Below are 14,705 nucleotides of genomic sequence, written 5' to 3'. Positions count from 1 at the left end.
TCCGGCCTCTTGACATTCCATGTTTCTTTCTTATAATCATACTTGAACCTGCGGTGCCGGAATCGGAAATGAGACCGGCTTAATAGGGAACCCGGTGTGAATCCGGGACAGTCCCCGCTGCTGTAATCCTGCGCCTTAGCTTGCTTGAGCAAGGTGAAAAGGTTCCGTCAATTATGCCACTGTACCGAAACATTCGGGACGGGAAGGCTGCCGGAATCCGGGAAAGTCAGAAGACCTGCCGCAATTATTTCTTCCATGCTTCGGGATAAAGCAACATACTGCCATGAAGAACAACACTGCTCCTGTTCAGGGCGTGCGAGTATTGCGTGCCGCTATCAGGGATTACATTTCCCGTATTTTTTTCTCCTTTCTTAACCGCCTTTTTCCCTCATTGCGGAACTATGCTGTGCCGACACCGGCGCCTGTTGAGCTGTTTGTGACAGAGAGAAAGCTGGTGTTTACCAATCCATTGATGGCCCGGGCCATACTCCAGCACCGCCGGCCGGCAATGTGTTCTACCGGAGGAGAAAAAGAGCCGCTCTGGGATCCTTTCGGATACGGGCACTGCTTTTCGTTGAATTAGATTTCATTGCTGCTTATTTGAGATACCTGTAAATATTTTAATCACTGTTCTTTCATTGTATGCTGGTGCCGGTTTGAAAGCCGGAGAATAGGGAACTGCGTGAAAATCGCAGACTGTACCCGCAACTGTATGACGGTAAGCCCTGAAACCACTGCATGACAACATGCACCTGTTTCCGGGTTCGTTCCAGGTCACTGCATTGTTTTCCTCACAGGAACACAGCGGGAAGGCCGGAATGGAAGGGCACCCTCAAAGTCAGGAGACCTGCCAGCATGCATCGCATCAATCATCGGACTACGGCGTATGGTCCTTTGCGACAGCTTTCCTGCAGACACTCCATACCTGCCTCATCTGCCGCATTGTTTCTCATTCGCCCGATTCCATAACCAAACCATCGGGAACAATGGGACAGATAGACATGGCTTTTCCAGCCATCATCAAGCGCGACGGGACGAACGCTCCTTTCGATACCGAAAAAATCACCTACGCCATCTTCCGGGCCCTTCGTGCCGTCGGCAAGCCTGACAGGACAAAGGCCGCCAAACTCTGCGGAGATGTGCTGGCGCGCCTGCATGAACTTGCAGGGGAAAACCAGCCGACCGTTGAAGGCGTGCAAAACCTTGTTGAGAAGACGCTCTTTTCAACAGGGGAGTTCGAGGCAGCCAAAGCCTACATCATCTACCGCCATCAGCACCGCACTCTCCGTGACGCAAAGGAGATATTCAGCAATGTCGACCTTGTCGACCAGTACCTCAATCTTGAAGACTGGCGGGTGAAAGAGAGTGCCAACTCCAGCTGGTCGCTGCAGGGGCTGAACCAGCACATCTCCACTATTGTCAGCTCGCAGTACTGGCTGAACCGCATCTATCCACCTGAGATCAACGAGGCGCATACATCCGGAACGATGCACATCCACGATCTCGGCTTTCTCAGCGTCTACTGCGTAGGCTGGGATCTTGAAGATCTCCTTCGTAGCGGCTTCACCGGCGTAGCCGGATATGCAGCCAGCAAGCCTGCCCGTCACCTCCGTTCGGCACTCGGCCAGGTCGTCAACTTCTTCTACACCATGCAGGGCGAGGCAGCCGGCGCCCAGGCCGTCTCTAATTTTGACACACTGCTCGCCCCGTTTATCCGCTACGACTCCCTCGATTACGAAGAGGTACGCCAATGCCTGCAGGAGTTCTTTTTCAACATGAATGTGCCGACCCGGGTCGGGTTCCAGACCCCCTTCACCAACATTACGCTCGACCTCACCGTGCCCTCCACTCATCGCGACATGCCAGTGATGATTGGCGGCGAAGCCATGGCGGAGACCTACGGCCTCTTTCAGGAGGAAATGGATCTCTTCAACCGTGCCTTCGCCGATGTAATGATTGCCGGGGACGCTAACGGCGCCGTTTTCTCATTCCCGATTCCGACTTATAACATTACACCCGATTTCGACTGGGAAAATCCGGTCTATGACGGAATTTGGGAGATGGCCGCCCGATACGGCATTCCCTACTTCTCCAATTTCGTCAACTCCTCCATGAGTCCCGACGATGTGCGCAGCATGTGCTGCCGCCTGCGTCTTGACAAGCGCGAGCTGCAGAAGAAGGGCGGGGGGCTCTTCGGATCGAATCCCCTCACCGGTTCCGTAGGTGTGGTCACCATGAACCTGCCGAGAATTGGATATGAGGCGCGGAGTGAAGAGGAACTCTATCAGCGCCTCGAACACACGATGGAGCTGGCAAAAGCAAGTCTGGAAATCAAACGCAAGGTGATTGAGCGTCTGACAGCCGAGGGGCTCTATCCCTATTCCAGGTTCTATCTTCGTCACCTCTTCGAGCATAACGCCGCATACTGGGACAATCACTTCTCAACCATCGGCATTACCGGTATGAACGAATGCTGCCTCAACTTCCTTGGCTGCACCATCGCAGACCCTGAGGGCAAAGCCTTCGCCCTCAGGGTGATGGATTTCATGCGCTCCCGTCTTGAAGCATTCCAGGAGGAGACCGGCCACATCTACAATCTTGAGGCGACACCGGCAGAGAGCACGGCATACCGTCTTGCCAAACTGGACAAGAAGCTTCATGCGGACATCATTACGGCCAATGAAGAGGCTGTTGGTGCGGGAGCCGATCCTTATTACACCAACTCCACCCAGCTGCCCGTCGGCCATACCGACGATCTCTTTGAGGCGCTTCGCCTGCAGGATGAGCTTCAGTCGCGTTACACCGGCGGCACAGTGTTCCATACCTTTGTAGGTGAAAGCGCGATTCCCGGTGAATCGGTGAAGCAACTCATCAAAACCGTGACGGCAAACTTCACCCTGCCCTACATCACGCTGTCTCCCACATTCAGCATCTGTCCTTCACACGGTTACCGGTTTGGAGAGCACGAGTTCTGCCCCGACTGTGCAGCCAACGGTGTAGAGCAGCGCTGCACAGTTTATACCCGAATCGTCGGCTATCTCAGGCCGGTCGAGCAGTGGAACGGCGGCAAGCAGAGTGAATACGCCGACCGGAAACTCTTTTCCATGGCCTCTGCCACAAACAGGGAGGAGGTGCTGTGAACAGGACTCCCGTTCTTCCTTTGGGAGGATTTCTGCCACAGAGCCTTGTTGACTGGCCGGGCCATATTGCAGCGGTCATGTACACTTCAGGCTGTAATTTCCGCTGTCCTTACTGTCACAATCCCGAACTTGTGCTTCCCGACGAGTTCGGCTCAATTCCGTTGCTTTCGTTCGACGAGGTGCTCGCCCGGATCACCCGTAACCGGAACCTGCTCGGCGGAGTTGTTGTGACGGGCGGAGAACCGACCATCCACCAGTCGCTTCCCGAGGCCTTGCGCACCTTGAAAGGGCTCGGCCTGAAGGTCAAGCTCGATACCAACGGCAGCAGGCCGGAGATGCTCGGACAGATTCTTGACGAGCGGCTGGTTGACGAGGTTGCAATGGATGTCAAGGCTCCCCTGGAGTCGGAACCCTATTCTCGTCTTGCCGGTATTAGTTGCTCTTCAGAGCTTATCGGAAAGGTCCGCGATTCAATCCTGCTTCTGCGCCGTTCCGGCATCAGCCACCGGTTCCGATGTACGCTGGTCAAGGGTCTTCACGCTACGGAAGATGTTGTAGAGCTGGCGGAGTCTTTCGGAAAAACCATAACATTCCAGCGCTTCAGGCCGGGGAAGACCCTGCAAAAAATGGATACGGAGGCTTTTGACCCGGAAGGACTGGCGACATTGGTATCAGAAGGCATCTATAATGCATAAAACAGGATTTCTTCTGGCTGCCCCTTCAAGTGGTTCGGGCAAAACAACACTGACGCTAGCTTTGTTAAGGATTCTTGCTCAGCGAGGACACAGTGTTCAGCCTTTCAAGTGCGGGCCGGATTACCTTGATACCTGGCTGCACACCATTGCGGCATCATGGGGAGAAAACAGCAAAAAAGGCATCAATCTCGACACCTGGATGGCATCGAAACAGCATGTGCGGGATCTTTTTATGCGCTATTCGGCCTGCGCAGATGCGTCCATTGTTGAGGGGGTCATGGGACTTTTTGACGGTGCCGAAAAGTCGGCAGGGAGCAGTGCCGAGATAGCTAAACTGCTTCGTCTTCCTGTCATCATGGTTGTCAATGCGAAAAGCATGGCCTATTCGGCAGCGCCTCTGCTCCATGGTTTTCGTACCTTTGATCCCGAGGTGAATCTTGCCGGGGTGATCTTCAACGGAGTCAATACCCCCTCTCATTACCGTCATCTTGAAAATGCGGCACTTGATGCTGGCGTTGAACCTTTGGGGTATGTTCCCCGAAGCGACTCCATGACCATACGAGAACGCCATCTGGGTCTGAATATTTCCTCAGAATACGATTACGATGCCATGATTGACGCTATGGCGGAGCATGTCAAAAAAACGGTTGACATTTCTCGCCTGCTTGACATTGCAAGGATTGATGATTTCTCGTGGCCCTCTGTTCCAGATGCCGTTCAAGGGGGTAATAAGGTGATTGCTGTGGCTCGTGATGAGGCGTTTAACTTTGTCTACCAGGAGAATCTTGATGTTCTGCAGGGGTATGGCACCATCGTATTTTTCAGTCCGATGGATGATGCAGTTCTTCCAGAAGCAGACTTCCTCTATCTGTCTGGGGGATACCCTGAACTCTACGCGGACAAACTTTCCGCCAACAGCTCAATGCGCGCGAGTATTGCCGACTATTGCCACAAAGGCGGTTGCGCTTACGCCGAGTGCGGCGGGATGATGTATCTTGGACACTCAATTACCCTGAACGATGGTTCCGCCTATCCGATGTGCGGAGTTCTTGATTTTGATACTACCATGCAGGATGTAAAAATGACGCTCGGCTACAGAAAAGTTTCGCTGAACGGGGGATACCGTGATGAGCTTCGAGGCCATGAGTTTCACTATTCACAGATAAAAAGGGTGGGTGAGCTGCAGAATATTGCTTCAATAACCAATGCCCGTGATGAAAACACCGGAAGTGCGCTGTACTCTCAGGGCAACACGCTTGCATCCTATGTCCATCTCTACTGGGGAGAGAAAAGGGATTTTCCAGGGTATCTCATGGGCACGCATAAGTGAATCAAGTTTGACAATGATGGTATGCGTCAATGCCCGATTTGAATGTTCATTCCGATTTTCTATACTAATCAAGCTGTTACTGATGCATGAGGTGACGGTTGTCGTTTTCGCAGTATCCAGGAACACGGTGTGAATCCGTGGCGGTCCCGCCGCTGTAACCGGGGACTGAACCTGCACTTAGACCCCTTTGGGGGTGGTCACTGTTCCGGCTTACCGGAATGGGAAGGCTTGCAGGGGAGGACTGATCCGGAAGCCAGAAGACCTGCTGTGACTGACTGTTACATATTATGAGCATGCCCTTGACGGAGCCTGCTTTGAGAGAAACCCAATGGAAAAGGGCTTCGCTCCATCTTCTTGAAAGGTGGGTCGAAGCCCTTTTTTTATTCCCGTAAAAACATGAAAGCACTGCTTCTCAAAGGCCCCAAATCACTCTCAATTGTCGATCGACCCCTTCCTGTACCCGGCGAAGGCGATGTTCTTGTGCGTGTCAGGGCGGCTGCTCTCTGCCGAACTGATGCCAAGATGTGGCATTCTGGTCATCGTGATCTCGCGTTGCCCCGGGTTCTCGGCCATGAGGTCAGCGGCTCTATTGATGAAACGCCGGGGAAGCTTTACGCACTTTGGCCGGGAAAATCCTGCGGCAGCTGCAGTGCGTGCAGGAAGGGTCGGCAGAACCTCTGCCCTGATATGCAGATAACCGGGTTTCATCGGGATGGTGGCTTTGCGGAATTCCTCACTGCTCCCCGTTCCAGCCTTCTTGAGGTGCCTGATGGCGTCGGTCCAGTGAATGCAACGCTTGCCGAACCTCTTGCCTGTGCCGTTCACGGTGTGAGGCAGGTGGGCGTCAGGCCGCAGGAAAAGGTGCTGATTTATGGTGCGGGTACCCTGGGGCTTTTGATTGCTTTGGTCTGCCGAAACCGCGGTGCCTCGGTCGTGATAGCTGATCCTGATGCCCTCAAGCTTTCGAAAAGTAAAGACCTCAGGAACCGTTTGGGAATTTCTGCTGATACAGGTGGAATCGGAGAGGGCGGTTGTGTTGATGTTGTCTTCAACGCAACCTCAGCATATGAAACACTTGAGGCTGGAGTCTGCAGGCTTTCGGCTGGCGGCAGGTTCTGCCTGTTCAGCGGGATAGGAAAGGATGCGACAATACCTTCCGGGCTGTTTGACGAACTCCATTACCGTGAGCTGGAAGTTGTAGGATCGTATGGCTGCACCTTTGACGACATGGGCGAAGCAATCCGTCTTCTGTCGTGCTACACTGAAGGACTTCAATTCCTTATTGAGCGCAGGATACGGCTGGACGAGGTGCCTTCAGTAATGGATGCCGTTCATGTCGGGAAAGGGTTCAAGTATGTGATTTGTTGATGTGCCCCTCATAAGCACATCTTTTTACTAACCATACCGTAGCCCTTATCGGGTGTGGGTATCATAAAGGAGAGCCGAAATGGAGAGCGAACAACGGTTTCGTGAATTCGGGAAATTGATTACAGCAATTGCTGGAGGTCATATCATGAATCGAGAGGAGTCCTGTGAAGCGTATCGTCAGGTCATACTTGATTTCCAGCCAGAGCTTCAGCAAGGGGCATTTCTTTCAGCCCATCTGATGCGCAGGCCGACAACAGAGGAGCTTTCAGGCGCCTGGGACGCCCTTGACAGTTGCGATACGATGAAAATCGAGGTGGATCTGGTTGGTCCCGTATGTGACATCGTCGGTACCGGTTCCGATAGCCTGAAAACACTGAACTGTTCTAGCCCTGCCGCTCTGATTGCAGCTGCATGCGGACTGCCAATTGCTAAAAAAGGGGCGCGGCTTGTTACCGGCGTTTCGGGAGCATCTGATATATTCGAGTCGTTGGGTATCGATCTTGACCACCCTATGGACCGTGCCGCAATGAGTCTCCAGCATGCCGGGATATGCTATCTGCCCGGAGAGGCTTTCTTGAAATCGGGCTGGGCAAGGCTCATCAGAAGCATGCGGTTCACCTCACCATTCAACATTCTTGGCCCCCTTACCCGTCCCTGCAGGCAGAATAACTGCGCGGTTATTGGAGCCTATTCTCCTGGTGTTTCGCTGCAGATGGTTGAAATCATGGCAGAAATAGGGATGGACGCAGCCCTTTCTCCCTATGGCATGGCAGAAGGTTTTGACCCTCTGCTCGGTATTGATGAATTTTCGCTTTGTGGTCCAACCCGGGTGGTAGAACTGTGTAAGGGCGCAATAACGGAGCATGAAGTCACCCCGGAGGATTTCGGGATGAAAACGGTGCCGTTTGAGTGCATTGCGAGCAAAAGTACCGCAGCGGAGAACGCAGCAACAGTTCTCGCAGTTCTTGAAGGGCGAGAAGGCGGGCCGGCAGGCGATTTCTTCTGCATGAATGCAGCCGCAGCGCTCTATGTTTCAGGCATGGCCGTATCGTATCGACAGGGAGCCGACATGGCGCGCCATGCCCTTGAGAGCGGTGCCGCCTATGAGAAATTCGAAGCCCTGCGTCAGTATCAGGGCCGTGATGTGTTTATGAGTAATGAAAGCAGATAAGGCTGTGACTGTGAGGGCTCGGAGGTTGATTGCCGTGTCTCTGCGGCCACTCGCCTGAAAGGCTCGCTGTGCCTGCATGGGGAGCGGGCCCGGCTGATTCCGCTTGGCACTTTCAGGGGAATTTGCTATATAACGCGTCATAATTGTTCTTTCAGCGTAGCTGGTGCCGGTTTAAAAGCCGGAGAATAGGGAATTGCGTGAAAATCGCAGACTGTACCCGCAACTGTATAACGGTAAGCCAGGAAATCACTGCATGGCCACATGCATCGGTTTCAGGGTTCGTTCCAGGTCACTGCATCGTTTTCCTCCACGGAAAACAGCGGGAAGGCCGGAATGGAAGTAAGCCGTCAAAGTCAGGAGACCTGCCATCTACCATTTGCAACAAAACGATCGACTACGGGTTAATAGTCTGGGCAAAGCTGTATTACATCTGCATCGCTTTTCCATTGGATCCTTTTTGCAAAGCACAGGCCCAAGGTCCGTCTCTTCAGTCTCCGGCTGCAGCTGTATGGTCTCACAGTCTGTGATGCTTTGTTCTGGAATCTGAAAAGGAACAGCCGTTTCAGTGTCATACGCCCCCCATCAACTGATACCCCTGTCTGTTCAAACATTCATCAACTGAACTACACAGGATTAGACATGAACAAAAAAGTATTTTTCGCCGTCATGGTGGGTCTGCTCTGCTCGCGCGGAGTGTTTGCTGAAGATACCTTGCCGTCGTACACGACGGATGAAGTGGTAGTGTCTGCAACGAAAACTCTCAACTCCATAAGTGACGCCGGCGGGAGTTCCGTTACGGTCATTACTGCCGAGGATATCGCCAATTCCGGCAAGGAAACCGTAGCAGAGGTGATTAAAGGGGTTCCAGGCATTGATATCGCCTCCAATGGAGGAATCGGTTCAACGACAAGCATTTTCATGCGGGGAGCCGACTCGAAGAATGTATTGCTTCTCATTGACGGCGTCCCTACGAATGATCCGAGCGACGGGAACCGGGCTGCAAGTATTGCAAACCTGACGGTCGACAATATCGAACGGATCGAGGTTGTTCGCGGCCCCTTGAGTTCGCTGTATGGCGCCAGTGCCTCTGCCGGTGTGATCAACATCATCACCAAAAGAGGAGGGGTTGAGTCTTCGGTTTATGGTGGCGTTGAAGGGGGTTCGTTCGGGACGAACAAATTCTATGGCGGCGCAACCGGCATGAAAGGGCTTTTCGATTATGCCGTGAATGTGTCCAGATACAGGACGGATGGATTTTCAGCTGTTGATGAACGCAACCGATGCATCAACCCCGGTAATGCGGAGTATGAAGATGACAGCTATGAAAATACGACATGGTCGGGCAATTTCGGGCTGAAGTTAAGCTCCGTTGCAAGCCTGCGAACAGTATTGAGGTATACAGATGCAGCCCTGGATTATGATGCATTTAATGCTGATTCATCGGTTAATTCATCGGATACGAAGTCGTTCAATGGCCGCATTGCATTGACTCTCGATACCAAACCGCTCTTCAGTACATTTTCCTATGATTTCAACTCGATCGACAGGGACAACACTTCGGGGACTACGGTGAGCAGGTATCACGGCTATCTGTACGATCTTGGATGGCAGGGCGATATAGCCGCTACCGCAAATAATACCGTTACCGTCGGCCTGAATTATCAGAACGAGAGCCTGGATAACAATGCGTCGGGAACGGCTATGGATAAGAGTGTTGATACGAAAAGCGCTTTTCTTCAGGACCAGTGGCACATAGGTGAATTTGATCTCGTGGGCGCTGTGCGTTTTGAAGACCACGAAGCATTCGGTGACAAGACCACATGGCGTATGGCTCCGTCCTATGTGCTGGGCGATACGAAACTCAAGTTCAGCTATGGCACCGGCTATACTGCGCCATCCCTGTATCAGCTTTATTCTACAGATGATTGGGGGGGTGGCCCTGTTGGTAATGATCAACTTAAACCCGAAACGAGCCGCGGCTGGGATGTAGGATTCGAACAAAAGATTGTTGACAATCTGAAATTCGGCGCGACTTATTTCCGTACAGATTACGATGACCGGATTGACTATGACTCTGCGACCTCTCGTTATGTCCAGGTTTCGGGTAAGACAAAAACATCGGGCGTGGAAAGCTTTGTGGAGTGGAATCCGTTAAAGCAGTTGTTTCTTGCCGGTAACTATACCTACACATACACGAGAAATCCTCTTGGTGAAGAGCTTGCCCGTCGCCCGAAAAACAAGGCGGGACTGACAGCGTCATGGGAGGCGACCGACAAGGTCAAGCTGAACACCAGCATGCAGTGGGTGGGATCCAGGATCGATTCCGGGGCCAAGGATGAAAACTGCATCACGACCAATAAACTGGAGAGCTATTTTCTTGCGAATCTCTCTGCATCATTCCAGGTTCACGAGAATGTCGAGTTGTACGGAAGGGTCGACAACCTCTTTGATGAGTATTATGAAGAGGTATGGAGCTACGCAACTCCCGGAAGGTCTGCCTATGCCGGTATGAAACTCACTTTCTGAGTTCTCTTTCCCGGTGAAATGCCGCCCGCAGTGTTGAGCTCGGGCGGCATTTAGTGTTATAATCGCATTCACTTGATACCATGAAAAAACTGTTTTTACTCGCCAGCGTTCTGTTCCTGACGGCTTCAAGTGCCGAAGCGAAGCGTATTGTGAGCCAGTCCCCATTCATAACGTATACTCTTGAGTATCTGGGCCTCTCTGATTCCATTGTGGGAGTTAGCCGGTACGACTTCCTTGCGCTTCCGAAGACCGGCGGAATCATCGACCCTGACAGCGATGCCATAGCGGCACTTGAACCCGATATCATCCTTACTTCCAACTGGACCGACCCGAAGACACTCCGGAACGTTACCCCTGATGGGGCGAAGGCCCTTGTTCTCTATGGGTTTGAAGGAATGAAGGAGGTCGAAAAGAGCCTTCGTGTCCTTACGAAGGAGTTTGATGTTCCCGGGGGCAAGGCAAAGGCCGATGCATTTCCTTCCGCGTGGCGGAGTGAGGCGCGAAAAGTTTGCGGTGGCGGGCGTCGGGTGCTGATCCTGTCCAGCTGTGTGGGTTCGCCCTTCTCATTCGGTCGCCGAACCTATCTGTTCGATTTGTTCACGGAAGCTGGTTTCAGGGTTGTCGAAGATCATGAGACCATTCGTCATATGAACCCATCGGAGCCCATCAAGACAATTTCCGGGCTGGTCAGTCGAACTCGGCCTGAAATCGTATTCGTTTTGCATGATGCCGATCATGGGTGCGCTGTAAATCTTGATATTCCCGATGTAGAGGTCATTGAGCTGGATGGGAACCATTTTGTGTACCCTGCCCCCATCCTTTTGAAGGGATTGAAGGATCTGCAGGATATATTCAGTGCGGACAACCGCAAAGCCTCCTGAGGATTCCTCCTTAGATAGTCCAATCCATTGTTTCATCAGTTTTTATAGTGAGAGGTTCTCAGATGTGTAACGCAATTGCCGTTCTCGGCACAGCCTCCGATGTTGGCAAGAGCATTGTTGCTACAGCGCTCTGCAGGATATTCCGAAATGCGGGCATTGATGTTGCGCCCTTCAAGGCGCAGAACATGTCGAACAATTCGGGTGTGACGCCGGACGGGTTGGAGATGGGCAGGGCGCAGATTGTTCAGGCTGAGGCGGCCCGTGTTGCGCCGACTGCCGATATGAACCCGGTGCTGTTGAAACCCAATACCGATACGGGCGCTCAGGTTGTGCTTCAGGGAAAGGTATCCTCGACCGAGAGTGCGAAGGGGTATTTCAGGGACACCTCGAAATGGGCGGCGGCAGCATTCGAGAGCCTGCACCGGCTGATGGAGAAGCATGAGCTTCTGGTAATTGAGGGTGCGGGTTCGTGTGCAGAGATGAATCTGTATGAACGCGACTTCGTGAACTTCCGAACGGCGCGTGAAGCGGGAGCTTCTGTCATTCTTGTGGCTGATATTGATCGTGGAGGGGTGTTCGCCCAGGTGGTGGGTACGCTCTCTGTCATCCCTCCTGAGGATCGCTTGCTTGTGAAAGGGGTTATCATCAACCGGTTCCGTGGTGATATTGAACTGTTCAGGGATGGAATGGAGATGATTGAGAAGATGGCGGGCATTCCTGTGCTTGGTGTTATTCCCTATTTCAGGGGGTTTACGATTGACGCAGAGGATGCTGTCCCGCTTTCGGCCAAAGTTGACCCTACCGCCGGGCCTGCTTCTGGAAAGATTGGCGTTGCAGTCATCTATTTCCCCCATATATCCAATTTTACGGACCTTTCCCCTCTTGAAGAGGATTCCGGTGTTGATCTCCATTACCTTCATTATCCCCGATCGCTTGATGGCTACCATATGCTGGTGCTTCCAGGCTCGAAGAATGTGCGCGGTGACCTTGACTGGCTTCGTTCCATGGGCTGGGAGGAGGAGATTATGAAGTTCCGCCGGCGGGGTGGACTTATTATGGGCATTTGCGGAGGCTTCCAGATGCTGGGAGAGAGTATTGCAGACCCTTACGGGCTTGAGGGTGAGCCGGGCCGGAGCAGTGCATTGGGACTGCTGCCGGTGGCCACTGAACTGGAACGGGAGAAATATCTTTCAAATTCTGTCGGTCGTGCTGTTGAGGGTGGTGCGAGGGCTTCGGGTTATGAAATTCACATGGGCCGTACTGCCGTTTCGGGCGCATGTACGCCGTTCCTCCATGTTACCGGGAGAAATGGTGTCGGGGTTGAGGATACTGATGGAGTAGTAAGCGTGGATGAACGGGTTATAGGCACCTATTTCCATGGTGTTTTTGATGAACCCGGGCTTCGCTCCATGCTTCTTCGCAGGGCTGGAGGGGGATATGCTTCAGTGGCTGCAGCGACGAACCGCCGCAGCGAGCTTGACGGGAAATACGATATGCTTGCAGAGCATTTCTCCCGCCATCTTGATCTGGGAAAGGTGTTTGCGCTTGCCGGTCAGCCGGTTCCGGAGGTGAAAAATTGAGCAACCTCTATCATCATACTCATGGCGGTGCGTCCTCTGGCGGCGTCGAAGTGACTGATTTCAGTGTGAATATCAGCCCATTGTTTCCGCCTCTTGGGCCTTTGGTTATGGAGGAGAGGGATTTGATAGCCTACCCTTCAATTGATGGCGGCGGTATCAGGGATTTTTATGTGGAGCGTTTCGCTCTTGAGCCGGGCTCGGTTCTTGGAACCAATGGAGCTGCTGAGGGGATATATCTGCTTCCGCGAGCTTTGGGATTGCGCCATGTGCTTGTTCCGGCGCCTTCATTTTTTGAGTACGAGAGGGCTTGCCGAATAGCTGGAGCTGAGGTTTCTGTGGTTGAGTTGAAGGAGGAAAACGGGTTTGCGATGCCGGAATTTCAGGAGCTTGTGGACAGGGTGGAAAATGTTGATGCATTCTTTGCTGCCAATCCCAACAATCCTACGGGAACCAGGCTTGCGCCTGCTGTTGTGCTTGCGCTTGCGAGCCGGTTTCCTGACAAGTGGTTTCTTGTTGATGAGGCGTTCATTCAGTTTACGGCCGATTTCCCTTCAAATTCGCTGATGCGTGAAGTTCTGGCATTCAGGAATGTGGTGGTTGTCCATTCGTTGACGAAGTTCTATGCGCTTCCCGGATTGAGGCTTGGAGCTGTGATTGCTCATCCTGATGTGATCGGGCGGCTGCTGGAGCACAAGGAGCCGTGGACGGTGAATGCGGTTGCTGAAAGGGTTGCCGGCCGTCTTTCGGGGTGTCTGGAATGGGAGGAGTCAGTTCGCCAGCTGGCAGGGTTGGAGCGGGAACGGATCTGGCGTGAGGGTGCTTCAATTGAATGTATGCGCCTGTTCGGCGGTGTCGCCAATTTCTTTCTTGCCCGGTGGGATGGCCCACTTGACCATCTGTTGGCTCGTTTAAAGGAGCAGGGCATGCCGGTGCGTGATTGCAGGAATTTCCGTGGGCTGGAAGGGGAGTGGTTCCGCTTTGCAGTGCGGTGGCCGGAAGAAAACAGCCGGCTTATTGCGGCGCTGCGGGAGGCCTCAGATGATTGAGGGGGCCTTGCTTGTGTTCGCGGCATTTCTTCTGGATCTTCTTCTTGGTGATCCGCGCCGCTTCCCTCACCCCGTAAGGGGGATGGGGTGGCTGGCTGCAAAACTTGAATCCATTTTCCGTCTCTCACCTCTGCCATTGAGGATTTCAGGCATTGCAGTGGCTCTGCTGCTTGTTGGAATTTCGGGTGCGGCCGCCTGGCTTATGATTGCCGCTGCTTCGGCACTCCATCCTTATGCAGGCACTTTTGTGAGTGTGCTCATTTTGTGGAGCTGTTTTGCCACCCGTGATCTTGAACGCCATGCCCTTGCAGTTCTGACTCCTCTTCTTAACGGTGATCTTGTTGAGGCCCGCCGGAAGGTGTCGTGGATGGTGGGGCGGGATACGGAGGAGCTTGATACGGAGGGGGTAGTGCTTGCGGCTGCTGAAAGCGTTGCGGAGAATACAGTGGACGGGGTCACGGCACCAATGTTCTACGCGTTTCTGTTCGGGCCTGTGGGGGCGGTGGTGTTCAAGGCGGCCAGTACGCTGGATTCATCGTTCGGGTATAAGAATGATCGATACAGGGAGTTTGGCTGGGCATCGGCCAGGTTTGACGATCTGCTTAATTATCTCCCTGCACGCCTTACTGTTCTGGCTGTTGCTTTAGGGGCAATGGCCGGAAAAATGAGGGTTTTTGATATCTTTAAAGCTGTGAATAAGGGTGCAGGGCTTCATGAAAGCCCCAATGCAGGATTCCCCGAGGCCGCTTTTGCCGGTGCTCTTGGCGTTAGGTTTGGCGGTGCGAGGAGTTACAGCGGCGTAGTGAAGCATGCTCCTATGCTGGGCGTTGAAGAGGAGAAATGTTCGCCCGATACGCTTCGTTCGGCTGTAGGGCTGATGAAGCGTACGGCATGGTTTTTTATTGGAGGCGGTCTCGCATTCAGTGTGGCTGTCGACTTGTTAATCGTAACATAAGTTGACCAGGATA

The 14,705-nt window shown here is 53.0% G+C and carries 11 protein-coding genes and 4 riboswitches; all 11 genes read left to right on the top strand.

Annotated elements, in window-relative coordinates:
* Positions 1–36 precede the first annotated feature (36 nt).
* Positions 37–257, top strand: a riboswitch (cobalamin riboswitch).
* Between the two features lie 26 nt (positions 258–283).
* Entirely contained in the window at positions 284–583 is a 300-nt protein-coding gene (locus EKD02_RS01250) for a hypothetical protein (RefSeq protein ID WP_126342351.1), read from the top strand.
* Positions 584–629: 46 nt separating this feature from the next.
* Positions 630–869: riboswitch (cobalamin riboswitch) on the top strand.
* A 117-nt stretch (positions 870–986) separates the two neighbouring features.
* Positions 987–3,140, top strand: a complete 2,154-nt coding sequence (locus EKD02_RS01245) for a ribonucleoside triphosphate reductase (protein WP_126383438.1) — start codon at positions 987–989, stop codon at positions 3,138–3,140.
* A complete protein-coding gene (locus EKD02_RS01240; protein ID WP_126383436.1) occupies positions 3,137–3,835 on the top strand; it encodes an anaerobic ribonucleoside-triphosphate reductase activating protein in 699 nt (232 codons plus the stop codon). Before EKD02_RS01245 ends, EKD02_RS01240 begins: the two co-directional genes overlap by 4 nt.
* Positions 3,828–5,165, top strand: coding sequence for a cobyrinic acid a,c-diamide synthase CobB (locus EKD02_RS01235; protein WP_126383434.1), 1,338 nt, complete (start codon positions 3,828–3,830; stop codon positions 5,163–5,165). The genes EKD02_RS01240 and EKD02_RS01235 overlap by 8 nt, the downstream gene beginning before the upstream one ends.
* Before the next feature lie 78 nt (positions 5,166–5,243).
* A riboswitch (cobalamin riboswitch) is annotated at positions 5,244–5,449 on the top strand.
* Positions 5,450–5,561: 112 nt separating this feature from the next.
* Complete coding sequence (locus tag EKD02_RS01230) at positions 5,562–6,533, top strand: zinc-dependent alcohol dehydrogenase (protein WP_126342342.1); 972 nt, start codon at positions 5,562–5,564, stop codon at positions 6,531–6,533.
* A gap of 79 nt (positions 6,534–6,612) precedes the next feature.
* On the top strand, positions 6,613–7,704 hold the full coding sequence (gene trpD, locus EKD02_RS01225) for an anthranilate phosphoribosyltransferase (RefSeq protein ID WP_011890051.1): 1,092 nt from the start codon (positions 6,613–6,615) through the stop codon (positions 7,702–7,704).
* Between the two features lie 144 nt (positions 7,705–7,848).
* Positions 7,849–8,088, top strand: a riboswitch (cobalamin riboswitch).
* A 255-nt stretch (positions 8,089–8,343) separates the two neighbouring features.
* Positions 8,344–10,230, top strand: coding sequence for a TonB-dependent receptor plug domain-containing protein (locus EKD02_RS01220; RefSeq protein WP_244924377.1), 1,887 nt, complete (start codon positions 8,344–8,346; stop codon positions 10,228–10,230).
* Positions 10,231–10,310: 80 nt separating this feature from the next.
* Positions 10,311–11,111: an ABC transporter substrate-binding protein gene (locus EKD02_RS01215; protein ID WP_126383430.1), complete on the top strand. Its 801-nt coding sequence runs from the start codon at positions 10,311–10,313 to the stop codon at positions 11,109–11,111.
* A gap of 62 nt (positions 11,112–11,173) precedes the next feature.
* The gene (locus EKD02_RS01210; protein ID WP_126383427.1) at positions 11,174–12,691 is read left to right on the top strand and encodes a cobyric acid synthase; all 1,518 of its coding nucleotides are present in this window, start codon (positions 11,174–11,176) and stop codon (positions 12,689–12,691) included.
* Positions 12,688–13,737, top strand: a complete 1,050-nt coding sequence (gene cobD, locus EKD02_RS01205; protein WP_126342332.1) for a threonine-phosphate decarboxylase CobD — start codon at positions 12,688–12,690, stop codon at positions 13,735–13,737. The genes EKD02_RS01210 and cobD overlap by 4 nt, the downstream gene beginning before the upstream one ends.
* The gene (gene cbiB / locus EKD02_RS01200) at positions 13,730–14,692 is read left to right on the top strand and encodes an adenosylcobinamide-phosphate synthase CbiB (protein WP_126383425.1); all 963 of its coding nucleotides are present in this window, start codon (positions 13,730–13,732) and stop codon (positions 14,690–14,692) included. The genes cobD and cbiB overlap by 8 nt, the downstream gene beginning before the upstream one ends.
* Positions 14,693–14,705 lie beyond the last annotated feature (13 nt).

The sequence above is a fragment of the Chlorobium phaeovibrioides genome (genome assembly GCF_003968655.1).
Classification (GTDB): Bacteria; Bacteroidota; Chlorobiia; order Chlorobiales; family Chlorobiaceae; genus Chlorobium; species Chlorobium phaeovibrioides.
This window is presented reverse-complemented; position numbering and strand designations above follow the sequence as displayed.

What these genes read in the sequence shown, in the direction of transcription:
- EKD02_RS01250 (WP_126342351.1), top strand. Translation starts at nt 284, where the DNA reads ATGAAGAACAACACTGCTCCTGTTCAGGGCGTGCGAGTATTGCGTGCC.
- EKD02_RS01245 (WP_126383438.1), top strand. Translation starts at nt 987, where the DNA reads ATGGGACAGATAGACATGGCTTTTCCAGCCATCATCAAGCGCGACGGG.
- EKD02_RS01235 (WP_126383434.1), top strand. Translation starts at nt 3,828, where the DNA reads ATGCATAAAACAGGATTTCTTCTGGCTGCCCCTTCAAGTGGTTCGGGC.
- EKD02_RS01230 (WP_126342342.1), top strand. Translation starts at nt 5,562, where the DNA reads ATGAAAGCACTGCTTCTCAAAGGCCCCAAATCACTCTCAATTGTCGAT.
- trpD (WP_011890051.1), top strand. Translation starts at nt 6,613, where the DNA reads ATGGAGAGCGAACAACGGTTTCGTGAATTCGGGAAATTGATTACAGCA.
- EKD02_RS01220 (WP_244924377.1), top strand. Translation starts at nt 8,344, where the DNA reads ATGAACAAAAAAGTATTTTTCGCCGTCATGGTGGGTCTGCTCTGCTCG.
- EKD02_RS01215 (WP_126383430.1), top strand. Translation starts at nt 10,311, where the DNA reads ATGAAAAAACTGTTTTTACTCGCCAGCGTTCTGTTCCTGACGGCTTCA.
- EKD02_RS01210 (WP_126383427.1), top strand. Translation starts at nt 11,174, where the DNA reads ATGTGTAACGCAATTGCCGTTCTCGGCACAGCCTCCGATGTTGGCAAG.
- cbiB (WP_126383425.1), top strand. Translation starts at nt 13,730, where the DNA reads ATGATTGAGGGGGCCTTGCTTGTGTTCGCGGCATTTCTTCTGGATCTT.